At 57.9% G+C, this 21,623-nt stretch carries 18 protein-coding genes; 14 read left to right on the top strand and 4 right to left on the bottom strand.

The window, feature by feature from the left end:
* Nucleotides 1–103 precede the first annotated feature (103 nt).
* The 5 genes from BLO50_RS19310 (at nucleotide 104) to BLO50_RS19290 (ending at nucleotide 5,200) form a co-directional block, all read left to right on the top strand.
* The gene (locus BLO50_RS19310; RefSeq protein WP_090255914.1) at nucleotides 104–538 is read left to right on the top strand and encodes a DUF6160 family protein; all 435 of its coding nucleotides are present in this window, start codon (nucleotides 104–106) and stop codon (nucleotides 536–538) included.
* 88 nt (nucleotides 539–626) lie between these two features.
* On the top strand, nucleotides 627–1,388 hold the full coding sequence (locus BLO50_RS19305) for a C39 family peptidase (RefSeq protein ID WP_090255913.1): 762 nt from the start codon (nucleotides 627–629) through the stop codon (nucleotides 1,386–1,388).
* 38 nt (nucleotides 1,389–1,426) lie between these two features.
* Nucleotides 1,427–2,431, top strand: a complete 1,005-nt coding sequence (locus BLO50_RS19300) for a transporter (protein WP_090255912.1) — start codon at nucleotides 1,427–1,429, stop codon at nucleotides 2,429–2,431.
* A gap of 18 nt (nucleotides 2,432–2,449) precedes the next feature.
* Nucleotides 2,450–4,042 carry an outer membrane protein transport protein gene (locus BLO50_RS19295; RefSeq protein WP_090255911.1) on the top strand — a complete coding sequence of 531 codons (1,593 nt, stop codon included), beginning with the start codon at nucleotides 2,450–2,452 and terminating at the stop codon, nucleotides 4,040–4,042.
* Nucleotides 4,043–4,051: 9 nt separating this feature from the next.
* A complete protein-coding gene (locus BLO50_RS19290) occupies nucleotides 4,052–5,200 on the top strand; it encodes a MalM family protein (protein WP_090255910.1) in 1,149 nt (382 codons plus the stop codon).
* A 64-nt stretch (nucleotides 5,201–5,264) separates the two neighbouring features.
* Here the strand turns inward: BLO50_RS19290 and BLO50_RS19285 are convergent, their stop codons facing one another.
* The 3 genes from BLO50_RS19285 to rloA are packed head-to-tail and all read right to left on the bottom strand — an operon-like array spanning nucleotide 5,265 to nucleotide 8,324.
* Nucleotides 5,265–6,251: an alpha-L-glutamate ligase-like protein gene (locus BLO50_RS19285; RefSeq protein WP_090255909.1), complete on the bottom strand. Its 987-nt coding sequence runs from the start codon at nucleotides 6,249–6,251 to the stop codon at nucleotides 5,265–5,267.
* Nucleotides 6,252–6,255: 4 nt separating this feature from the next.
* Nucleotides 6,256–7,782: an osmotic stress tolerance membrane protein RloB gene (gene rloB, locus BLO50_RS19280; protein WP_090255908.1), complete on the bottom strand. Its 1,527-nt coding sequence runs from the start codon at nucleotides 7,780–7,782 to the stop codon at nucleotides 6,256–6,258.
* 5 nt (nucleotides 7,783–7,787) lie between these two features.
* Nucleotides 7,788–8,324, bottom strand: coding sequence for a retropepsin-like aspartic peptidase RloA (gene rloA / locus BLO50_RS19275; RefSeq protein WP_090255907.1), 537 nt, complete (start codon nucleotides 8,322–8,324; stop codon nucleotides 7,788–7,790).
* A gap of 303 nt (nucleotides 8,325–8,627) precedes the next feature.
* Between rloA and BLO50_RS19270 the strand changes: the two genes are divergently transcribed.
* The 5 genes from BLO50_RS19270 to prpF all read left to right on the top strand — a co-directional run bounded on the left by BLO50_RS19270 (nucleotide 8,628) and on the right by prpF (nucleotide 15,348).
* Complete coding sequence (locus tag BLO50_RS19270; protein WP_090255938.1) at nucleotides 8,628–9,365, top strand: GntR family transcriptional regulator; 738 nt, start codon at nucleotides 8,628–8,630, stop codon at nucleotides 9,363–9,365.
* Complete coding sequence (prpB, locus tag BLO50_RS19265) at nucleotides 9,362–10,246, top strand: methylisocitrate lyase (protein WP_090255906.1); 885 nt, start codon at nucleotides 9,362–9,364, stop codon at nucleotides 10,244–10,246. The genes BLO50_RS19270 and prpB overlap by 4 nt, the downstream gene beginning before the upstream one ends.
* 31 nt (nucleotides 10,247–10,277) lie before the next feature.
* The gene (prpC, locus tag BLO50_RS19260) at nucleotides 10,278–11,438 is read left to right on the top strand and encodes a bifunctional 2-methylcitrate synthase/citrate synthase (protein ID WP_090255905.1); all 1,161 of its coding nucleotides are present in this window, start codon (nucleotides 10,278–10,280) and stop codon (nucleotides 11,436–11,438) included.
* An 11-nt stretch (nucleotides 11,439–11,449) separates the two neighbouring features.
* On the top strand, nucleotides 11,450–14,059 hold the full coding sequence (acnD, locus tag BLO50_RS19255) for a Fe/S-dependent 2-methylisocitrate dehydratase AcnD (protein ID WP_090255937.1): 2,610 nt from the start codon (nucleotides 11,450–11,452) through the stop codon (nucleotides 14,057–14,059).
* 101 nt (nucleotides 14,060–14,160) lie between these two features.
* The gene (gene prpF, locus BLO50_RS19250; RefSeq protein ID WP_090255904.1) at nucleotides 14,161–15,348 is read left to right on the top strand and encodes a 2-methylaconitate cis-trans isomerase PrpF; all 1,188 of its coding nucleotides are present in this window, start codon (nucleotides 14,161–14,163) and stop codon (nucleotides 15,346–15,348) included.
* Nucleotides 15,349–15,415: 67 nt separating this feature from the next.
* Here the strand turns inward: prpF and ppsR are convergent, their stop codons facing one another.
* Nucleotides 15,416–16,234 (bottom strand): posphoenolpyruvate synthetase regulatory kinase/phosphorylase PpsR, encoded by an 819-nt coding sequence (ppsR, locus tag BLO50_RS19245; protein ID WP_090255935.1) that lies wholly within the window; start codon nucleotides 16,232–16,234, stop codon nucleotides 15,416–15,418.
* 180 nt (nucleotides 16,235–16,414) lie between these two features.
* On the opposite strand from ppsR, the gene ppsA reads away from it, so the two are divergent.
* The 4 genes from ppsA to BLO50_RS19220 all read left to right on the top strand — a co-directional run bounded on the left by ppsA (nucleotide 16,415) and on the right by BLO50_RS19220 (nucleotide 21,602).
* Nucleotides 16,415–18,790, top strand: a complete 2,376-nt coding sequence (ppsA, locus tag BLO50_RS19235; RefSeq protein WP_090255903.1) for a phosphoenolpyruvate synthase — start codon at nucleotides 16,415–16,417, stop codon at nucleotides 18,788–18,790.
* Nucleotides 18,791–18,932: 142 nt separating this feature from the next.
* Nucleotides 18,933–19,940, top strand: a complete 1,008-nt coding sequence (locus BLO50_RS19230) for an alpha/beta fold hydrolase (RefSeq protein ID WP_090255902.1) — start codon at nucleotides 18,933–18,935, stop codon at nucleotides 19,938–19,940.
* Between the two features lie 157 nt (nucleotides 19,941–20,097).
* The gene (rraA, locus tag BLO50_RS19225; RefSeq protein WP_090255901.1) at nucleotides 20,098–20,586 is read left to right on the top strand and encodes a ribonuclease E activity regulator RraA; all 489 of its coding nucleotides are present in this window, start codon (nucleotides 20,098–20,100) and stop codon (nucleotides 20,584–20,586) included.
* A 20-nt stretch (nucleotides 20,587–20,606) separates the two neighbouring features.
* A complete protein-coding gene (locus tag BLO50_RS19220; RefSeq protein ID WP_090255900.1) occupies nucleotides 20,607–21,602 on the top strand; it encodes a zinc transporter ZntB in 996 nt (331 codons plus the stop codon).
* The last annotated feature ends 21 nt before the right edge of the window (nucleotides 21,603–21,623 follow it).

The raw sequence follows: 21,623 nt of genomic DNA, 5'->3' as shown, positions 1-21,623 counted from the left end.
TGTCAGACCTGGTGAGCGGCGCACGCCGCTGTAGCTGAGACGGACAGGAGTCCAGAGCAGCCTGCCGGGGACAACCCATTAGTGAACTGTGGAGACAATAACAATGAAAACCCTCAAGCAACTGGCCCTGGCCACCGCTGTTCTGGCTGTTCCTTTCATGGCTCAGGCTGAGCTCAAGGCCATGGATGACACTGCTCTGGCAACCGTAACCGGTCAGGACGGCATCAGCATCTCCGGTAGCTTCAACGGCACCATTGGCAGCCTGGTTTACACCGACGGCGACGCTGGCGGCGGTTCGCTGCGTATGGAAACCGTTGCCTTCACCGGCTTCAACATCTCCGACACTGCTCCCGTCAAAGTTGACGTGGTGGAAAACGCCAGTGGCACTCAGCAGCTGCAAATCAGCCTGCCGACCATCACTGGTCAGCTGAGCGTGGGTGCTATCAAAATTGGTGACACAAACGCTGCAAGCATCGGCTCCCTGGCTGTTAACGACATGAACATGGCTGGTACCACCGTAAAAGTCTGGGGCCACTAAGTTCGCTTATTTGTTCCGCGTGATGAAAAGTCTTACCGGCTTCGGCCGGTAGGACTTTTCTCTTGTTGGATAGGAGTGCGGTTGGCTGATGATCGAGATTCTGCTGGGCAGCCTGATCGGTGTGTGGGGCTTTAGCGAGGCGGTGGATACCAAACCGCCGGCGCCGGGTACTGTGCATATCAATCAGCACTTGCTGCCGAATGGGCCTTTGCGTGAGACGGTGACGCTTGAGCCGATGAGCCAGTTGCAGTTTCGCAATGTGATTCGTCAGGCCTATGACTACAGCTGTGGATCGGCTGCGCTGACCTCGCTGCTGGATTATTTCCTTGGCCGTAACCTGCAGGAGCGCCAGGTGATGGAAGGCCTGTTGCAGTTTGGTGAGGCTGACAAAATCGTTGAGCGGCGTGGGTTTTCCCTGCTCGATATGAAGCGCTTTGTCACCGCGTTGGGTTACAAAAGCGGTGGTTTTCGGGCGGGCTTTGCTGATCTCGACGCGCTTGAGCATCCAGCCATCGTGCCGATCGAATATGCCGGCTTCAAACACTTTGTGGTGGTGCGCGATGTGTACAACGACCATGTGTTTGTGGCGGATCCGGCACTTGGCAATATCAGTTTTACCCGTACGCGCTTTGAGGAAATATGGGATCAGAACGTGCTGTTTGTGATTTTCCCCAATGGCAATGAGCCGCCAAATGCCCTTGCCTTGAGCGAGCAGGATTTGCGCATCATCGATGACCGCACCATCAGCTTGCTGGCATTTCGCGAGTTTCCACAGATGACCAAGTTCACCGAGAACCAAGCCACAGAGCTGGGTTCCGAGGGCGATATTCGCTATATCCGACGCAAGTAAAACGCCCGGCATAAGAATAAATATTTGGGGGCTGCGCCATGAGAGTTTTGCATTATGTATGGCTGGCCATGCTGGCTGGGACTGCCAGTTCAGGGGTGCTTGCCGATCCGGCTTCGGTCGATCAGGCACGTGAGGCGCTGAGCAAGCAGGATGACGACGCTGACAGCGCCAAGGCGCTGGAAGAGGTGTTCCAGGCTGCGGAGAAAAGCTACACCCTGCTGAAGAAGGGTGAGCGGACGTTGACCTATGGTTTCGATTATTCGCTGCTGCGCGACACGGTAGTGGAGACTGTGCGCACCGGCAACAACGTGTTCAGCGTGGTCTCTCAGGGCGAAGCGCAGCATACCTTCACCAACTCGTTCACCTTCGACTACGGCGTATGGGACAACCTGACCTTTAGCGTTCGTTTGCCCATGATTGCCAAATATGACACTGAGCGTGATTTGAATGCCTACAGTCTGGGCGATATCTCCGCCAGCCTGCGTTGGCAACCGTGGACATCCTTGCGCGGCAAACCGGTGACCACGTTGTATGCAACCCTGGGCTTGCCAACAGGTAACAGCCCCTATGACATAAATAGCCAAAGTGATCTGGCGACGGGCAGCGGTACTTACAGCCTGGGCGTCGGGGCGAATATGTCCTATGTGATCGATCCGGTCGTGTTATTCGGATCTCTCGGATACACCTACAACATGCCCATCACCGGTATCGGTCAAGTGCGTGGGGGGCGACTACTTGAAGAGGTTGATCCCGGATCCTCATTCTCGCTGAGCATGGGTTTTGCCTATGCACTCTCCTATGACGTGTCGCTGGCGACCTCTTACCAGATGTCGCACTCCTTGAAGCCGACCTTCACTTTCGCGGATGGTGAAGCTGAGGGCAGTGGACAGACCAGCGCGGTAATGAACTTCTCGCTGGGTTTACGAACCTCACCTGAACGCATCGTCAACGTCAGCGCCGGTTTTGGGATGACTGAAGATTCGCCAGATGTGCTGTTGGGCATCTCCATGCCTTTGGATATCAAAGGCCTGAAGGCCCAATAGACGCGAGCGAACCTTCTTATGAACACGCGAATTTCGCTGCTGACGCAGGCGATTTTTTGGGTAGCCTCGCTCTGTTGTGGGCTCGCCCAGGCACAGTTGGCACAGAATCTAACGATTGGTAGCCCTAAGGCTATGGCACTTGGCAACGCAGTTACGGCTGACTTTGTCGGAATCGACTCTGTGCATTACAACCCGGCCGCCTTAAGCAAGTTGAAAGGTCGACAAACGACGGTCAAATTCATCACTGGGATGATGGATATTCGTGCCGATTTTGATGCGCCTGAAGGTTACGGAAGTAACTTTCTTGGTCTCGACAACGACCCGGTTGCCAACTCATCCAGCCGAGCCGGTGCGGCCATGATGTATCTGCCTGGGGTGGGAGGGGCAACGGAGTTGCCCATGCTGTTTGCTCCGTTGGCAGGGTTGTCGATCACGCCTCCAGGCTCCAAATTGACCTTTGCTACCAATATGTACACGCCACAAGCACTGGGTTTTGCCCGTGACGATGACGACCCAGGGCGTTATCAAGGCAAGGAATTGGTTATCCAGCGCCTGACCTACTTTTCACCCTCGCTGGCATATCAGGTTAATGACGAGTTATCACTGGGGTTGTCTATCGGTTTTTCCCATCAGGCGATGGCGCTAAATCAGGATTTTCGTGCGCCTGGCATCCTCACCGGGTTTGTCGGTGTTGCTCAGGATGCGTTGTGCTTGGTTGACAGTAATCCGTTCGAGATTTTCCTGAATATTTGTGGCGGTGAGTTGGGTCCGTTCACTGACATCGCCAATATCGATATCGATATGCAGCAAACCCTTTCACCTACTTGGAACGTCGGATTTCTGTGGGAGCCAAGCGACTGGTTTGCGTTGGGTGCGGTGTATCAAAGTGAGGCCAGGATGCGCTTGAAAGGGCGCTATGTGGTGGATTACTCGGAGAATTGGCAGGGGTTCTGGCAGGGCTTGGACGGCTCATTTATCGGTGCGGTGTTCAATACCCTGACACCGGATGGCTTGTTCGATAAGGAGCAGGGCAACGTTTCCTTGAATATGACCTATCCGGCTCACTTTGCCAGCGGTATCAAGTTCAAGCCGCATGAGCGTTGGCAGATCAACCTGGATGTGAAGTGGACCGACTATGCCGCCTGGGACAAGTTCGAACTGGAGTTCGACCGTCAGCTGGATATTTTGACCATCGCCAGTCTGTTCTCACCTGAGAACGCCACGTCCACCAGCATCATTCTTGATCGTGGTTATGAGTCCGTCTGGAGTTGGGCCGTTGGTGTTGAATATCAGGTCAATGATCGTCTGAGTTTGCGTATGGGGTATGAGCCAAGACCTTCAGCCATTCCCGGCAACAAGGCTGACGTACTGGCACCTCTTGGGGATGCCAAACTCTATGGTCTCGGGGTGGGTTATCAGTGGGATAAGGACACTGTGATCGATCTGGGCTTCAACTACCTGGTCAGTAAACAGGACATCCCGGCGCGTTCCAGTTGCAATATCAACTGCTCATCCATCGACAGTATGGTGTACAACCCCTATGCCGATCTGGATGTTAAAACCAGTGTCAAAGCCTATGTATTGGCATTGACCTATCGCACCACTTTCTAGGGTTCAGTCATGCGTATCGTGCTGATGCTGGTGGGTTTTATGGCAGCTACGCAGGCCAGCGCCAGCGGCCGCTATTTAACCTGGGTGGATGATCAGGGGCGGGTGCACAACAGTTTTGTCGACAATCGCTACGTGGCGCATCAACAGACGGCTACCGGCAATATCCTGCGCAGCGATCAGGCGCGCTTGAATGACGGTGAGGCAGCAGTCTGGCCTGGTAGCAAGAGCACTGGTGAAAGCAAGCGACGCTATTTCACCTGGGTGGACACAAGCGGCAATCTGCAGAACAGCTTCTATGCCGGGCAGCAGGTGCAAGCCGGTGGTAATGAGGTTCTTCTGGGTACGGGTGAGCGCTCCAGTGCCTACATCAGCTCTGATGTATTGGAGGGGCGCGATTTTGCCCGTGACGAGCAGGATGGACGCTACTTCACCTGGGTGGATGAGCAGGGGCGCATGCGTAACTCCAAGGTCCCGCCCAAGGGAGCCAAAGCGCCGACACCCACCTTGCACAATGTGCCGCTGACCCAGGGTAGGGAAGTGACCTTTGACGCTAAACCACACACTTTGCCGGGGCTGGATGGGCAGCCCACTGCCGCGATGCAGGCCTTGCTGGCGGGTACTGAAGAGAAGGTTGAGGGGCGCTATCAGGAGCTAGTCGAGCGTTGCTGTGGGCAATTGAGTGAGGAAGATTTCACCCCTATCAGCGCCGATGAACCACGTTATGAAGAGCTCAATCGCTTTTCCCCCAGCCTGGATTTTCCCATGGGCAAGAGCTACTACGCGGCCCTGAAACTGCCACGCTCGCAGTACGACTTCGGTTTGCGTATTCGCAGCTTCGCCAACAAGCAGGTCGCTTATCCCTCCTTGCTGTTCCTTGATCAGGCCAAGCAGCCGACGCGCCTGGTGAGTGATGCGGTGTATCAGCTGCATGCGGAAACTTGGTATCGCTATGCCTTTATCGAAGGCACTGTGCCGGTAAGAGCCGCCGCCGGTGAGCACTATGTGCTGCTATTGACTACGGATGAAGATCGCAGCCTGCAAACCCTGGATAACAAACCCTTCAAGCGGCCCCTGCAGGCGCTGGCAGTCGATGAGGCTGGTATGCAGACCCATGCACACAGCGATGAAGGCGCATTCGAGTTGGCGATTGTGCGTTAGCGACCCAATCAAACAGCCATAAAAAAGCCCGGACTTGTCCGGGCTTTTTTGTTTGTGCGATCAATCAGATTTGCGCAATCGAGACATGGCCAAACAGCTCTTGCGAGAAGCGCACGCGCTCTTCGGCGGTTTCGACGATGCCTTTTTTCTGCAGTTCGGCGATACGCGCCTCGACTGCGTGGGCGCGGTGGGTGAGGCCGCAGTCGTTGGCGATCTGGATGTTCAGGCCTGGGCGGGCGTTGAGTTCGAGAATCAACGGGCCCTTGTCCTGATCCAGCACCATGTCCACGCCGATATAGCCCAAACCGCAGAGCTCGTAGCAGCCGGCGGCGAGCTTCATAAAGCCGTCCCAGTTAGGCAGTTGCACACCGTCTACCGCATTGGTGGTGTCCGGGTGCTTACTGATCTTGTTGTTCAGCCAGGTGCCGCGCAGGGTCACGCCGGTGGCCAGGTCTACACCGACACCAATAGCGCCCTGGTGCAGGTTGGCCTTGCCGCCGGATTGGCGCGTCGGCAAGCGCAGCATGGCCATCACTGGATAGCCCATCAGCACGATGATGCGAATGTCTGGTACGCCTTCGTAGCTGATGCTCTTGAAGATCTGGTCGGGTGTGACCCGGTATTCGATCAGCGCGCGATCACGGTGACCGCCCAAGGAGTAGAGCCCGGTCAGGATGCTGGAGATCTGATGCTCGATCTCCTCGTGGCTGATGATCTTGCCTGAGACAGTTTTGTACTTCTCTTCAAAGCGATCGGCGATCACTAGGATGCCGTCACCGCCAGCGCCTTGCGCTGGCTTGACCACGAAGTCCGGGCGATCACCGATGATTGCACGCAGGTTATCGATACCTTTTTCGGTATCGATGATGCCGTACATTTCCGGCACATCGATACCCGCTTCGATAGCACGCATTTTGGTGATGATCTTGTCATCGACGATCGGGTACAGGTGCCGTTTGTTGTACTTCAGCACGTAGTCCGCGTTACGCCGATTGATGCCCATGATGCCTTTGGCTTCCAGGGCTTTCCACGTCTTGATCAGACCGAACATGGCATTAGTCCTTGAGGAAGGCTTTGAAGCGGAACAGTTCGGTCAGGCGGTAGCCACGGTAGCGACCCATCGCCAGCATGAAGCCGACCAGAATCATCAGTACGGCCGGGAAGGTGAACACAAAGTAGTTCAGCTCCGGCACGCTCATCAGCAGGTGCGCCAGGGTGGCAGCGAACAGGGTGCCGATGGCGACCTTGAAGGCATGGCCGCCGCCGCGCTCTTCCCAGGTGATCGACAGGCGCTCGATGGTCATGGTCAGAATTACCATTGGGAACAGGGCTACGGACAGGCCGCGTTCCAGGCCCAGCTTATGGCTGAACAAGCTGATCACCGCAATCAGCACCACTACAAAGGTCAGCACCACCGATAGCCTTGGCAGCATCTGCAGCTTCAAGTGCTCGAGGTAGGAGCGTAGCGACAGACCCAGAGCGGTTATCACGGTAAACAAGATAATGCCGAAGCCTAACTGGGTTTCACGGAAAGCCAGGGCAATCAGAACTGGGGTGAAGGTACCCAGAGTTTGCAGGCCACCGAGGTTACGCAGGATCAGAATCACCAGCACGCCAATCGGGATCATCACCATGATCATGAAGGTTTGCTGAGTTTGCAGCGGCAGACCGTACAAGCTGTATTCGAGGAAGTCAGCGTCGGTATTTTCGTCGGTCAGCTTGGCCAGGCGAATGGCGTTCATTTCGCTGTTGTTCAGGCTGAAGCTGACTTGCGCCTGCTTGCCGCCTTCCAGGTTGACCAGGTTGTCATCGCCAATCCACCAGACCAGGCGATCAACAGGCAAGCCTTGCTCGCCGCTTTCTGGGTTAAAATACAGCCAATTCTCGCCGTTGAAGCTGCGTAGCCACAGTTCTGGGTTTTGCTGGATATCCGCAGCCAGGCGAATTGTGTGTACGCGCTCCATTGGCACATGGGCGATGGACAGCAGCAGTTCGATTACTTTGGCTTTGTTCGGGGTGGAGGCATCGCCGCCCAGCAGCAGTTTGACGTTGTCATCATTGCTGTTGTTAACCCGCTTGATGGTCTCGCTGATAAAAGTTTCAACGTCCGCCGAGTGCTGGCGAATAGGTGCGAGCAACGCTTCGGCAGCAATCTTCTCGGCTCCTTCAACCGGGATGCTGTCGCGGAAGATCGGCCCCTTGGCTTTGGCTTGCTCGCCGCTGTAGCGCTTGGTCAGCACCAGGCGGTAGTAGAGAGTTTGCTTGCCACTGGCGCGACGTGCGGACCAGGTGACTTTGCGGTTGCCGTCGGCGCGGTTGATGCTCACGCCGTAGTTATTCGAGATAAAGCTCTCATTCAGGCTGACGTAATCCTGGGCCAACGGCGGCACGAACATCTGCAGCTTTACTGGCTCGCGTGGATTGGCCTGGAACTCGACTTTGGCGTCGATGTTCCACAGGTCATCAGTTTCGTCTTCGGTCATGGGGATGCCGAGGATGAAAATCTGATAAGCCGTGATCAGAACGCCCAGGCTCACGAGGAGTATGACCAGGACTTTCAGATGGAGGGTAAGAGAGCGCATGGGAATTACTCGCCAAGGTTTGCGTCAGGGGCACAAGCAGGTTTACCTGCTGCGTATTTAAGACTCGGATCGACCAGCGCCGAAAAGCGTTTGAGTGCTTCGGAGCCTATCAACAACGGGTATTGGAAAGCACTGCGGTCGGTCAAGTTCACTTCAATTGTGCGTAGGCTGCTGCCCATGCACACATCCATTTCGATCACGGGGCGTGCCGTGTAGGTTTTTTCTTCCTGTGGATCATAGTCGCCTGCGCGGCGTTTGATCTTGCTGATGCGCGCCAGGGGGCGTTCGATCGGGCTGCTATGTGCTTCGTCGATGGCCAGGTAAAAGCGTACCCAGGTTTCGCCATCACGCTTGAAGCGTTTGATGTCGCGAGCACTCAGTGATGCGGTCTTGGCGCCAGTGTCGAGCTTGGCGGCAAGCTTCAGGTCGAGGTCGAATAAGCGGACGTATTCATTAAGCCCATAGACTGTCTTCTCCGCAGCGAAACTCAGGCCGGGAGTAAGTAACAGGCATAGCAGAAGAATGGTGGGCTTTAGTGTCATAAGTCCTGAAGTATGGTGTTGATGAAGGGGCAAGCATATGCAGGTTGCGCAAGCGGCTCTTGATGCGCCTGGGCTTGGAGTCTAGCAGGCAGTCAGAAATTCCTCTGCTCATGTTAAACGGGTGGCATTCTAACATGGGGTTTTTCAGTCGTGACAGGCGCTTATAGGCGTTTATGCAAGTAAGGTCGCGGCTGCAGGCGACTAAAGTAGTGCTGCATACTGTCAACAATAATCTCGGTTTGTTTGACACTTATGTCTTCTGGGCGTAGTTTTCAGGCACTTAATTTGCGCAGTGTCGACAATATGCTTGATGTAATTGAGCCGCTCGAGTCCAGTCAGGAAGATGCTGAAACGCTTTCTGAGCAGGTTTTCCGGCGTATTCAGGCGGCTATCGTCAAGGGCGAGATTGCCCCCGGTAGCAAAATTTCCGAGCCTGAATTGGCGCGCACCTATGGCATTAGCCGTGGCCCGCTGCGTGAAGCGATTCATCGCCTGGAAGGCCAGCGTCTACTGGTGCGCGTACCGCACATTGGCGCGCGGGTGGTATCGCTCAGTCACGCCGAGCTGATCGAACTTTATGAAATTCGTGAGTCCCTGGAAGGTATGGCTTGTCGCCTGGCTGCCGAGCGCATGAGTCAGGCAGAAATTGATGAGCTGCGCGCGGTGCTCGATCTGCATGAGCAAGACGCCGCCTTCAAGGCCGGCGTCGGCTACTACCAGCAGGAAGGCGATTTTGACTTCCATTACCGCATTATCCAGGGCAGCGGTAACAAGACCCTGACCCAGATGCTCTGCGGCGAGCTGTATCAACTGGTGCGTATGTACCGCCTGCAGTTCTCCGCGACGCCCAATCGTCCGCGTCAGGCCTTTGCCGAACACCACCGTATTCTCGATGCCATCGCCGACCGAGACGGCGAATTGGCCGAGTTGTTGATGCGCCGTCATATCGGGGCGTCCAAACGCAATATCGAGCGCCATTTCTCCAGCAGCACAGGAGTGAGCGCACATACAAAGACAGCCAAACCACGAGGTGAGTCATGAGTCAGCTTTCCCCCGGCCAGCGTTTCCGTCAGGCGCTTGCGATTGAGTCGCCCCTGCAGGTGATCGGTGCGATCAATGCCAACCACGCCTTGTTGGCCAAGCGCGCGGGTTTCAAGGCTATTTACCTGTCCGGTGGCGGTGTGGCAGCCGGCTCCCTCGGTTTGCCTGATCTGGGCATCAACACCCTGGATGACGTGCTCACCGATGTACGCCGTATCACCGACGTCTGCGACCTGCCGCTCTTGGTCGACATCGATACCGGCTTTGGCCCTTCGGCTTTTAATATCGAGCGCACCATAAAGAACCTGATCAAGGCCGGCGCAGCCGCCGCGCATATCGAAGATCAGGTGGGTGCCAAGCGTTGTGGTCACCGTCCGGGCAAGGAGATCGTCTCCTGCGAGGAAATGGTCGACCGCGTCCGCGCTGCCGCCGATGCCAAGACCGATCCTGATTTCTTCCTGATTGCCCGCACTGACGCGATTCAAGCCGAAGGTGTGGATGCCGCGATCGAGCGCTGCCAGCGCTACGTGGAAGCCGGTGCCGACGGCATCTTCGCCGAAGCGGCCTATGACCTGCCGACCTACAAGCGCTTCGTCGATGCGCTGAATGTCCCGGTACTGGCCAACATCACCGAGTTCGGCGCCACGCCGTTGTTCACCCGCGACGAACTGGCCTCGGTGGGCGTGGCTATTCAGCTTTACCCACTGTCGGCCTTCCGCGCCGCCAACAAGGCAGCAGAAAGTGTCTACACCTCGATTCGCCAGCACGGCCATCAGAAAGACGTGATCGAGCTGATGCAGACCCGTGCCGAACTCTATGACCGCATCGGCTACCACGCCTTCGAGCAGAAACTCGACGCCCTGTTTGCCGCAAAAAAATAACAACGCATCAACCGGATTTGAGGAGATAAGCATGAGCGCAACCCCGGAAACCACCCCAGGCTTCAAGCCGAAGAAATCCGTGGCCCTCTCTGGCACTGCTGCCGGCAACACTGCCCTGTGCACAGTGGGTCGCACCGGTAATGACCTGCACTACCGTGGCTATGACGTGCTGGACTTTGCCAACCGCTGCGAGTTCGAGGAAATCGCCCACCTGCTGGTGCACGGCAAGCTGCCCAATGCTGCCGAACTGGCCGGCTACAAGGCCAAGCTCAAGGCCCTGCGCGGGTTGCCGGCGGCATTGAAGGTTGCGCTTGAACAATTGCCGCCGTCCGCTCATCCGATGGATGTGATGCGCACGGCTGTTTCGGTGATGGGTTGCGTGTCGCCAGAAAAGGACGACCACAATCACCCTGGCGCTCGTGACATTGCCGACAAGCTGATGGCTTCGCTGGGTTCCGCGCTGCTGTACTGGTACCACTTCAGCCACAACGGCAAGCGCATCGAGGTGGAAACTGACGACGACTCCATCGGCGGGCATTTCCTTCACCTGCTGCATGGCGAGAAGCCGCGTGAATCCTGGGTGCGCGCCATGCACACCTCGCTCAACCTGTATGCCGAGCACGAGTTCAATGCGTCGACTTTCACCTCGCGGGTGATCGCCGGTACTGGCTCGGATATGTACAGCTGCATCGCCGGCGGTATCGGCGCGCTGCGTGGCCCGAAACATGGCGGTGCCAACGAAGTGGCCTTCGAGGTGCAGAAACGCTACGACACCCCGGACGAGGCCGAGGCCGATATCCGTGCGCGGGTCGAAAAGAAGGAAGTGGTGATCGGCTTTGGCCACCCGGTTTACACCGTGGCGGACCCGCGCAACAAGGTGATCAAGGAAGTGGCCCGCGAGCTGTCGGCTGAGCAGGGCAATATGAAGATGTATGACATCGCCGAGCGTCTGGAAACCATCATGTGGGACATCAAGAAGATGTTCCCCAACCTCGATTGGTTCAGCGCCGTCAGTTACCACATGATGGGCGTGCCCACCGCCATGTTCACCCCGTTGTTCGTGATCGCGCGCACCTCCGGCTGGTCCAGCCATGTGATCGAGCAGCGCATCGACGGCAAGATCATTCGTCCGAGCGCCAACTACACAGGCCCTGAAGACCTGAAGTTTGTACCGCTCAAGGACCGCAAATAATGAGCAGCCCAGTGAACACTCAATACCGCAAACCGCTGGCCGGCACGGTGCTGGATTACTTCGACACCCGTGAGGCGGTCGATGCCATCACCCCGGGTGCCTACGCCAAACTGCCCTACACCAGCCGCGTGCTGGCCGAGCAACTGGTACGCCGCTGCGAACCCGCAGCGCTGACTGATGCGCTCAAGCAGCTAATCGAGCGCAAGCAGGACCTGGATTTTCCCTGGTACCCGGCGCGGGTGGTGTGCCACGACATTCTCGGCCAGACCGCTTTGGTCGACCTGGCTGGCCTGCGTGATGCCATCGCCGAACAAGGGGGTGATCCGGCCAAGGTTAATCCGGTGGTGCCGACCCAACTGATCGTCGACCACTCCCTGGCTGTGGAATTCGCCGGCTTTGACCCGGATGCGTTCGAGAAGAACCGTGCCGTCGAGGAGCGCCGCAACGAGGACCGCTTCCACTTTATCGAGTGGACCAAAACGGCGTTCAAGAACGTCGACGTGATCCCGGCCGGCAACGGCATCATGCACCAGATCAACCTGGAGAAAATGAGCCCGGTGATTCAGGCGCGTGGCGGTATTGCGTTTCCGGATACCTGCGTGGGCACCGACTCGCACACTCCGCACGTCGATGCGTTGGGCGTGATCGCCATCGGTGTCGGCGGCCTGGAAGCCGAGACCGTGATGCTCGGCCTGCCGTCGATGATGCGCTTGCCCGATATCGTCGGCGTCAAACTGACTGGCAAGCGTCAGCCTGGGATTACCGCCACCGATATCGTCCTGGCGCTGACCGAGTTTCTGCGCAAGGAGCGCGTGGTTGGGGCCTGGGTCGAGTTCTTCGGCGAGGGCGCAGACAGCCTGTCCATCGGTGACCGTGCAACCATCTCCAACATGTGCCCGGAGTACGGCGCAACGGCGGCGATGTTCTACATCGATCAGCAGACCATCGACTACCTCAAGCTCACCGGGCGTGAGCCGGAGCAGGTGACGCTGGTCGAGCACTACGCCAAAACCACCGGCCTGTGGGCCGATGCGCTGGTCAGTGCTGAATATGAGCGCGTGCTGAGCTTCGACCTGTCGACCGTGGTGCGCAACATGGCCGGCCCGAGCAACCCGCACAAGCGCCTGCCGACCTCGGCGCTGCATGAGCGCGGGATTGCCGACGAGGCCAAGTTGGCCGCTGGCAAGCTGGAGGAGGGTGAGGGCCTGATGCCGGATGGCGCCGTGATCATCGCCGCCATCACCAGCTGTACTAACACCTCCAACCCGCGCAATGTGGTGGCGGCTGGCCTGCTGGCGAAAAAAGCCAACCAGCTGGGATTGCTGCGCAAGCCGTGGGTCAAGACGTCCTTCGCGCCAGGTTCGAAAGTCGCCAAGTTGTACCTGGAAGAGGCTGGGCTGCTGAGCGAGCTGGAACAGCTGGGTTTTGGCATTGTGGCCTACGCCTGCACCACTTGTAATGGCATGTCCGGTGCGCTGGACCCGGTGATTCAGCAGGAAATCATCGACCGCGACCTCTACGCCACCGCAGTGCTCTCCGGTAATCGCAACTTTGATGGGCGCATTCACCCGTATGCCAAGCAGGCGTTCCTGGCCTCGCCACCGCTGGTAGTGGCCTACGCCATTGCCGGCACCGTGCGTTTTGACATTGAGCAAGATGTGCTCGGTCATGACCAGAACGGCAACCCGATCACCCTCAAAGACCTGTGGCCGAGCGACGAAGAGATCGACGCCATCGTCGCCTCCTCGGTGAAGCCTGAGCAGTTCCGGCAGATCTATATCCCGATGTTCGACCTGGGCACTGTCACCGAAGCCGAAAGCCCGCTGTACGACTGGCGCCCGATGAGCACCTATATCCGTCGCCCGCCTTACTGGGAAGGCGCACTGGCCGGTGAGCGCACCCTCAAAGGCATGCTGCCGCTGGCGATCCTGCCGGACAACATCACCACTGATCACCTGTCGCCATCCAACGCCATCCTGCTGGATTCGGCCGCCGGTGAGTACCTGCACAAAATGGGCTTGCCAGAGGAGGACTTCAACTCCTATGCCACCCATCGCGGTGACCACCTGACCGCGCAGCGCGCCACCTTTGCCAACCCGCAGTTGGTCAACGAAATGGCCGTGGTTGACGGTGTCGTGAAGAAGGGTTCGCTGGCCCGCGTTGAACCGGAAGGCAAGGTGATGCGCATGTGGGAAGCGATCGAAACCTACATGAACCGCAAGCAGAACCTGATCATCGTTGCCGGCGCCGACTACGGCCAGGGTAGCTCGCGTGACTGGGCGGCCAAGGGCGTGCGCTTGGCGGGCGTGGAAGTGATCGCGGCCGAAGGGTTCGAGCGTATTCACCGCACCAACCTGGTGGGCATGGGCGTGCTGCCGGTCGAGTTCAAGCCGGGCACCACCCGCCTGACCCTCGGCTTGGACGGCACCGAGACTTACGGCATCCAGGGTGATGTGTCGCCACGCTGCGACCTGACCCTGGTGGTCAATCGCCGCAATGGTGAAGTGGTCAAGGTGCCAGTGACCTGTCGGTTGGACACTGCAGCCGAAGTGCATGTGTACAAGGCCGGTGGTGTTCTGCAGCGTTTCGCCCAGGACTTCCTCGAAGGCGCCGTCGCCTGATTCCGTAGGGTGGATGGCACTTTTCCATCCACCATTTCACGCACCGACGGTGAAGCGTGATCCACCCTACGGCAATTTCACTTTTCAGCCAGGACCAAACCATGGCTCATCTCTCCCAGATTAGAATTCCCGCCACCTATATGCGTGGCGGCACCAGTAAGGGCGTGTTCTTCCGCCTGCAGGACCTGCCGCAAAACTGCCAGGTGCCGGGCGCCGCGCGCGACAAGCTGTTTATGCGTGTGATCGGCAGCCCCGATCCTTATGCGGCGCAGATCGACGGCATGGGCGGCGCAACGTCCTCGACCTCCAAGTGCGTGATCCTGTCGAAAAGCAGTCAGCCGGATCACGACGTTGACTACCTCTATGGCCAGGTTTCGATCGATAAGGCCTTCGTAGACTGGAGCGGCAACTGCGGCAACCTGTCTACCGGTGCCGGGGCATTTGCCATTCATGCCGGTCTGCTTGACCCTGCACGCATCCCGGAAAACGGCGTGTGCGTGGTGCGGATCTGGCAGGCGAATATCCAGAAAACCATCATCGCCCATGTGCCGGTCAGCAATGGTCAGGTGCAGGAAACCGGCGACTTCGAACTGGATGGTGTGACCTTTCCAGCGGCCGAGATCGTGCTGGAGTTCCTCGATCCGTCTGACGACGGCGAGGAGGGTGGCTCGATGTTCCCCACCGGTAACCTGGTGGACGACCTGGACGTGCCGGGTGTTGGCACCTTCAAGGCAACCATGATCACTGCGGGCATTCCGACTGTGTTCGTAAACGCCGAAGATATTGGCTATCAGGGCACTGAGTTGCGCGAGCAAATCAACGGTGACCCTGAACAGCTGGCGCGTTTCGAGAAGATCCGCGTTGCGGGGGCGTTGCGCATGGGGCTGATCAAAACGGCGGATGAGGCACTGACCCGCCAGCACACGCCGAAAATCGCCTTTGTCGCCAAACCCAAGGATTACCTGTCTTCCAGTGGCAAAACGGTGCCTGCGGGCGAGATCGATCTGCTGGTGCGTGCGCTGTCCATGGGCAAGCTGCACCACGCCATGATGGGCACCTGCGCGGTGGCCATCGGCACCGCAGCGGCAATTCCCGGCACCTTGGTCAATCTGGCAGCGGGCGGCAGTGCGCGCGAAGCCGTGCGTTTTGGCCATCCATCCGGCACCTTGCGCGTGGGTGCGCAGGCGGCGCTGGTCGACAGTCAGTGGACGGTAACCAAGGCGATCATGAGTCGCAGCGCACGAATATTGATGGAAGGTTGGGTGCGTGTGCCGGGCGATGCTTTGTAGTATTCATAAATGAGAAAAGGCTCGAAGAGTTCGAGCCTTTTCTTTTAGCTTCAATGAGTTGTGCGAGTTACTTGAGGCGGCGCTCAACACCTTTTTCCACCAAGATCTTCGCGGAGATCTCTTCCACGGAGAAATAGGTGGAGTTGATAAAGTTGATGTTCTCGCGGCGGAACAGGTTTTCCACCTCGCGTACTTCGAACTCGCACTGGGCGAAGCTGGCGTAACGGCTATTGGGCTTGCGTTCGTGGCGAATGGCGGTGAGGCGGTCCGGGTCGATGGTCAGGCCGAACAGCTTGTCCTTGTGCTTTTTCAGCACGGCTGGCAGCTGCAGGCTCTCCATGTCGTCTTCGGTCAGTGGGTAATTGGCGGCACGAATGCCATATTGCATGGCCATATACAGGCAGGTAGGCGTTTTACCACAGCGCGAAACGCCGACCAGAATCAGGTCGGCCTTGTCGTAGTAGTGGGTGCGCGCACCGTCGTCGTTGTCGAGGGCGAAGTTGACTGCCTCAATGCGCTCCATGTAATTCGAGTTATGGCCAATGGAGTGCGATTTGCCGACCGAGTACGAGGAGTGGGAAGTCAGTTCTTGTTCGAGCGGCGCAAGGAAGCTTGCGAAAATATCGATCATGAACCCTTCGGACTCTGCCAGGATGTCACGAATGTCCTGGTTGACGATGGTGTCGAAGATGATCGGGCGAGAGCCGTCTTTCTCGGCGGCGCTATTGATTTGTTGTACCATTGCGCGCGCTTTTTCCACGCTGTCGATGTAGGGGCGCGTGAGCTTGGTAAAGTCGATGGTTTCAAACTGTGCCAGCAGACTTTGGCCCAGGGTTTCGGCGGTGATACCGGTGCCATCGGAGATGAAAAAAGCGGTTCGTTTCATTTGCACCATGGGCCTTAAGCTGAGGACGAATCTTGGCTATCATAGGCCCGCCTTTGCAGGGCCGATCCGGCCTGCATTGTTACTTATTTTCCAGGGCCAGGCCACAATCGTGCCGGCATTTATGCCGCCGAGCTTCCCCAGCCCCTTGAGCTTTTCCAACACCTTAGTGGAGAGATCACCTTGGTAGAGTACGTAGTTTCCCTCGACAAGCTCGGCAATCACGATGTTGAGCACGTAGGGGGCAAGAACGCCTCCCTGGGCGAGATGATCAGCAACCTTGCCGGTGCCGGGGTTTCGGTGCCTGGTGGTTTCGCCACTACAGCCCAGGCCTACCGGGACTTTCTTGAACTGAGCGGTCTGAACGATCAGATTCATGCTGCCCTCGATGCCCTTGATGTTGATGACGTCAACGCGCTGGCCAAAACCGGTGCGCAGATCCGTCAGTGGGTGATGGACGCTGCTTTCCCCGAAGAGTTGAACGCCCAGATCCGCACCGCCTTCGCCGAAATGGCCGGTGGTAACGACAATATGGCCGTTGCCGTGCGCTCCTCGGCCACCGCCGAAGACCTGCCAGATGCCTCGTTTGCTGGTCAGCAGGAAACCTTCCTGAACATTCGTGGTGTGGACAACGTGATCCGCGCTGCCAAAGAGGTATTCGCCTCGCTGTTCAACGACCGCGCTATTGCCTACCGCGTGCACCAGGGCTTCGACCACAAACTGGTCGCTCTGTCTGCTGGCGTGCAGCGCATGGTGCGTTCGGAAACCGGCACTGCCGGCGTGATGTTCACCCTCGATACCGAATCCGGTTTCCGCGACGTGGTGTTTATCACCGGCGCCTACGGCCTCGGCGAAACTGTGGTGCAGGGTGCGGTCAACCCTGACGAATTCTACGTGCACAAGCAAACGCTGGAAGCCGGCCGCCCGGCGATCCTGCGCCGCAATCTGGGCAGCAAAGCCATCAAGATGATCTACGGCGACGAAGCCAAGGCCGGTAAATCGGTCAAGGTGGTCGATGTGGACCGTGCCGAACGTGCGCGCTTCTGCCTGACGGATGCTGAGGTCAGCGAGCTGGCCAAGCAGGCGATGATCATCGAGAAGCACTACGGTCGTCCGATGGACATCGAGTGGGCTAAAGACGGTGATGACGGCAAGCTGTATATCGTCCAGGCGCGCCCTGAAACGGTGAAAAGCCGCACCAACGTCAATGTTATGGAACGCTACCTGCTCAAGGAAACTGGCACCGTGCTGGTGGAAGGTCGTGCTATCGGTCAGAAGATCGGTGCGGGTCGCGTGCGGGTTATCCATGATGTGTCCGAGATGGACAAAGTCCAGCCCGGCGACGTGCTGGTCTCCGACATGACCGACCCGGATTGGGAACCTGTGATGAAGCGTGCTAGCGCTATCGTCACCAACCGTGGCGGCCGTACCTGCCATGCTGCGATCATCGCCCGTGAGCTGGGTATTCCAGCCGTGGTCGGTTGCGGCAACGCCACCCAGGTGCTGAAAGATGGCATGGGTGTGACGGTTTCCTGCGCCGAAGGCGACACCGGCTTTATCTTCGAGGGCGAGCTGGGCTTCGACATTCGCAAGAATTCTGTCGACGCCATGCCCGAGCTGCCATTCAAAATCATGATGAACGTCGGTAACCCCGACCGCGCATTTGACTTCGCTCAGCTGCCGAATGAAGGCGTTGGCTTGGCGCGTCTGGAATTCATCATTAATCGCATGATTGGCGTACACCCGAAAGCGCTGCTGAACTTCGCTGGCTTGCCGCCAGAGATCAAAGACAGCGTCGAGAAACGCATCGCCGGTTACGATGATCCGGTTAATTTCTATGTTGAGAAGCTGGTTGAGGGCATCAGTACCCTGGCTGCTGCGTTCTGGCCGAAGAAGGTCATCGTGCGTCTGTCGGACTTCAAGTCCAACGAATACGCCAACCTGATCGGCGGCAAACTTTACGAGCCGGAAGAAGAGAACCCGATGCTCGGTTTCCGTGGCGCTTCGCGTTACATCAGCGAATCGTTCCGTGACTGCTTTGAGCTGGAGTGCCGTGCGCTGAAGAAAGTGCGCAACGAGATGGGCCTGACCAACGTCGAGATCATGGTGCCGTTCGTGCGTACCCTGGGTGAAGCCAGTCAGGTGGTCGATCTGCTGGCCGCCAACGGTCTGGCCCGTGGTCAGGATGGCCTGAAGGTCATCATGATGTGCGAGTTGCCATCCAACGCGATTCTGGCTGAAGAGTTCCTCGAGTTCTTCGACGGTTTCTCCATCGGCTCCAACGACCTGACTCAGCTGACCCTGGGCCTGGACCGTGACTCGGGCATCGTCGCGCACCTGTTCGATGAGCGTAATCCGGCCGTGAAGAAGCTGCTGAGCAATGCCATCCAGGCCTGTAACAAGGCTGGCAAGTACATCGGCATCTGCGGTCAGGGTCCTTCGGATCACCCGGATCTGGCGCGCTGGCTGATGGAACAGGGCATCGAAAGCGTCTCGCTGAACCCGGATTCGGTGCTTGATACCTGGTTCTTCCTGGCTGAAGGTCAAGCGCCAGCCTGATAGCGCGTTTAAATCTTTGTTCAAGGGCGGGTTGATCCTGCCCTTTTTTGTGCCAGCACATCCTGTGCTTACCCCCTCCGGGCCGTCGCTTGCGACGTGAAAGAATTGCTCCCGGCAATTGGTTGTACCAGAGCGAAGATAGATGCAAAGCAGCAGTGAGCTTTTCCCCGTCACCTTGATCAGTGCAGAGTTTCGGGGCGATTTGAGCGAGGATGTCTATCGTCTCAAACCCGGTAACAGTCCGGACAGCAGTGTCGAGCTGGCACTGACTCGTCTTGGTCGTGCTGGTCATGAACAGGTACGTGGCGTGCCGGTGATTCTGATTCCCGGCAGTTTTTCCAACCGGCGCTTCTGGTATTCCCCCAAATGCATTGGCTTGGGGCCTTACCTGGCGCGCGCCGGTTTTGATGTATGGATTGCCGAAATGCGTGGTCATGGCCTGTCGCCGCGCAATCGTGACTATTCGCGCAACACGGTCAGTGACTACGTGCGCTACGATCTGCCGGCAATTGCTGATTTTGTGCATGAGCAGAATCCGCAGAAGGCTCACTGGTTAGGCCATTCCCTTGGAGGGATTATTCTGGCCGGCGCACTCGGTGGGCAGTATCTGAGTGAAGATAAAATCGCTTCCAGCGTCCTGTTTGGCAGCCAGATCAGCCGGGTTTACTGGCCGTTGAAACTGCCGCCGCTGGAGTGGGGGAGCCGCTTACTACTCAAACGGTTCTCGGTGATTTCCGGGTCGCGGCTCAAGCGTGGTCCGGAGGATGAGCCGATAGGTCTTGCAGTCGAAAGTTTGCGCTGGCACGGCCTGTTCGGCCGCTTTGGTGATGCTGACCGCGATTGGTGGGCGGGGCTGGCCGAGGTGCGTGTTCCGATAATGGCCGTGGCCGCGTTGGGTGACCATCAAGACCCGGTGTGGGCGTGTGAAAAACTGCTCAAGCAATTTGGATCGCCCTTGAGTGAGTTTCTCTGTCTAGGTAAGAAGCATGGTTTCAGCGGTGATTTCGGCCATGTTGAGATGCTGGTTAGCAAAGAAGCGCAACTTGAGGTCTGGCCGTTGGTCGAACAGTGGCTGCGCAAGAGTCCGCAGGTCGCTGCTGAGCTGGCGCAAGCCGAGTTAGCGCGTAACAACGAGGTTTCGCCTGAATAGGCAGGCGCTGGCCGGTGTCCGGCCTTTTACTGAAAGCGTGAATCGATACAGATGGGGCGTGTGGCGTTTGCCCGTTGTGCACCCGTCTGTGGCTCAATGCTGCACAGCAGGGCGTGATTGCTCTGTCAGCTTACTACAACAACTAAGGAGCTTTGCCATGCATTACATCACTCCCGATCTTTGTGACGCCTACCCGGAGCTGGTCCAGGTGGTTGAGCCGATGTTCAGCAACTTCGGTGGCCGTGATTCCTTCGGTGGTGAGATCGTCACCGTCAAGTGCTTCGAGGACAACTCGCTGGTCAAGGAGCAGGTCGACCTGCCGGGCAAAGGCAAAGTGTTGGTGGTGGATGGCGGTGCCTCCATGCGCCGCGCGCTGCTGGGCGATATGCTTGCCGAGAAAGCCGCGAAGAACGGTTGGGAAGGGATTGTGGTGTACGGCTGCGTGCGTGATGTTGATGTGTTGGCGCAGACCGATCTGGGCATTCAGGCCCTGGCCAGTCACCCGATGAAAACCGACAAGCGTGGCATCGGTGACCTCAATGTCGCAGTGACCTTTGGCGGCGTGACCTTCCGCCCGGGTGAGTTTATCTACGCCGACAATAATGGCGTGATCATCTCGCCCTCTGCACTGCAGATGCCGGAGTAGGGCGCTTGCAGGAAACCGTCATGCACGAAGGTGACAACGCGCAATGGGGCCTGGTGCACGCCTTTGTCCTTAATGGTCACGGCGGTGCCCGCAGCATTGCCCGGCAGGAGCTGCATGGCCTCGTCCTAGGCGAGCAGGAAAGCCTCTGGCTGCATTGGGATCGCAGTCATCCGCAGACGCAGACTTGGTTGCGTGCAGAAAGTGGTCTGAGCGCTTTTGCCTGCGACCTGCTGCTGGAAGAGAACACTCGCCCGCGTCTGCTGGCGTTGCCTGAGCAGCAACTGTTGCTGTTCCTGCGTGGCCTGAACCTCAATCCAGGCGCCGAGCCTGAAGACATGGTCTCGGTGCGTATTTTTGCCGATGCGCAGCGCGCGATCTCCCTGCGCTTGCGGCCTTTACACGCAACCGAAGCCTTGATCGAGGATTTGCTGGCGGGCAGGGGGCCGAAAACCTCGGCGGAGCTGATTCTGCGCCTGGCGCATTACCTGACTGACAAGATCGAGCTGCTGGTCGGCGAGTTGTCCGAGCAGGTCGATGATCAGGAAGAGCGTGCCGATGCGCTGGAGAGTCAGGCCCCTGATCATGCCGCGCTACTGCAAATCCGCCGGCGCGCCGCCAGCTTGCGACGTTTTCTGTCGCCACAGCGGGATATCTACGGGCAACTCACAGCCAGTGCTCAGGCCTGGCTGGTCAGAGCCGATAGCAGCTACTGGAACGAGCTGAATAACCGCCTGACGCGCTACCTTGAAGAGCTGGAGTTGAGCCGTGAGCGGGTCAACCTGCTGCTTGAGGCGGAAAATCGGCGCATGGATGAGCGGATGAACCACACCATGTACCGCTTCGGCATCATCACCGGGATTTTCCTGCCAATGAGTTTTCTTACCGGCCTTCTCGGTATCAATGTCGGCGGTATTCCGGGTTCCGAAAGCCCCCATGGCTTTCTGCTGGCGTGTTCGCTGATGGCCGCCGTGGCGCTGGTGCAGTGGCTGCTTTTTCGTCGCTTGCGTTGGATCTGATGTGACTTGCTCTGTACTCGT

The organism is Pseudomonas peli, assembly GCF_900099645.1.
GTDB lineage: Bacteria > Pseudomonadota > Gammaproteobacteria > Pseudomonadales > Pseudomonadaceae > Aquipseudomonas > Aquipseudomonas peli.
The sequence above is the reverse complement of the archived record's forward strand: the minus strand, read 5'-3'. Positions and strand labels throughout refer to the sequence as shown.

What these genes read in the sequence shown, in the direction of transcription:
- BLO50_RS19310 (WP_090255914.1), top strand. Translation starts at nt 104, where the DNA reads ATGAAAACCCTCAAGCAACTGGCCCTGGCCACCGCTGTTCTGGCTGTT.
- BLO50_RS19305 (WP_090255913.1), top strand. Translation starts at nt 627, where the DNA reads ATGATCGAGATTCTGCTGGGCAGCCTGATCGGTGTGTGGGGCTTTAGC.
- BLO50_RS19300 (WP_090255912.1), top strand. Translation starts at nt 1,427, where the DNA reads ATGAGAGTTTTGCATTATGTATGGCTGGCCATGCTGGCTGGGACTGCC.
- BLO50_RS19295 (WP_090255911.1), top strand. Translation starts at nt 2,450, where the DNA reads ATGAACACGCGAATTTCGCTGCTGACGCAGGCGATTTTTTGGGTAGCC.
- BLO50_RS19290 (WP_090255910.1), top strand. Translation starts at nt 4,052, where the DNA reads ATGCGTATCGTGCTGATGCTGGTGGGTTTTATGGCAGCTACGCAGGCC.
- BLO50_RS19285 (WP_090255909.1), bottom strand. Translation starts at nt 6,251, where the DNA reads ATGTTCGGTCTGATCAAGACGTGGAAAGCCCTGGAAGCCAAAGGCATC.
- rloB (WP_090255908.1), bottom strand. Translation starts at nt 7,782, where the DNA reads ATGCGCTCTCTTACCCTCCATCTGAAAGTCCTGGTCATACTCCTCGTG.
- rloA (WP_090255907.1), bottom strand. Translation starts at nt 8,324, where the DNA reads ATGACACTAAAGCCCACCATTCTTCTGCTATGCCTGTTACTTACTCCC.
- BLO50_RS19270 (WP_090255938.1), top strand. Translation starts at nt 8,628, where the DNA reads ATGCTTGATGTAATTGAGCCGCTCGAGTCCAGTCAGGAAGATGCTGAA.
- prpB (WP_090255906.1), top strand. Translation starts at nt 9,362, where the DNA reads ATGAGTCAGCTTTCCCCCGGCCAGCGTTTCCGTCAGGCGCTTGCGATT.
- prpC (WP_090255905.1), top strand. Translation starts at nt 10,278, where the DNA reads ATGAGCGCAACCCCGGAAACCACCCCAGGCTTCAAGCCGAAGAAATCC.
- prpF (WP_090255904.1), top strand. Translation starts at nt 14,161, where the DNA reads ATGGCTCATCTCTCCCAGATTAGAATTCCCGCCACCTATATGCGTGGC.
- ppsR (WP_090255935.1), bottom strand. Translation starts at nt 16,234, where the DNA reads ATGAAACGAACCGCTTTTTTCATCTCCGATGGCACCGGTATCACCGCC.
- BLO50_RS19230 (WP_090255902.1), top strand. Translation starts at nt 18,933, where the DNA reads ATGCAAAGCAGCAGTGAGCTTTTCCCCGTCACCTTGATCAGTGCAGAG.
- rraA (WP_090255901.1), top strand. Translation starts at nt 20,098, where the DNA reads ATGCATTACATCACTCCCGATCTTTGTGACGCCTACCCGGAGCTGGTC.
- BLO50_RS19220 (WP_090255900.1), top strand. Translation starts at nt 20,607, where the DNA reads ATGCACGAAGGTGACAACGCGCAATGGGGCCTGGTGCACGCCTTTGTC.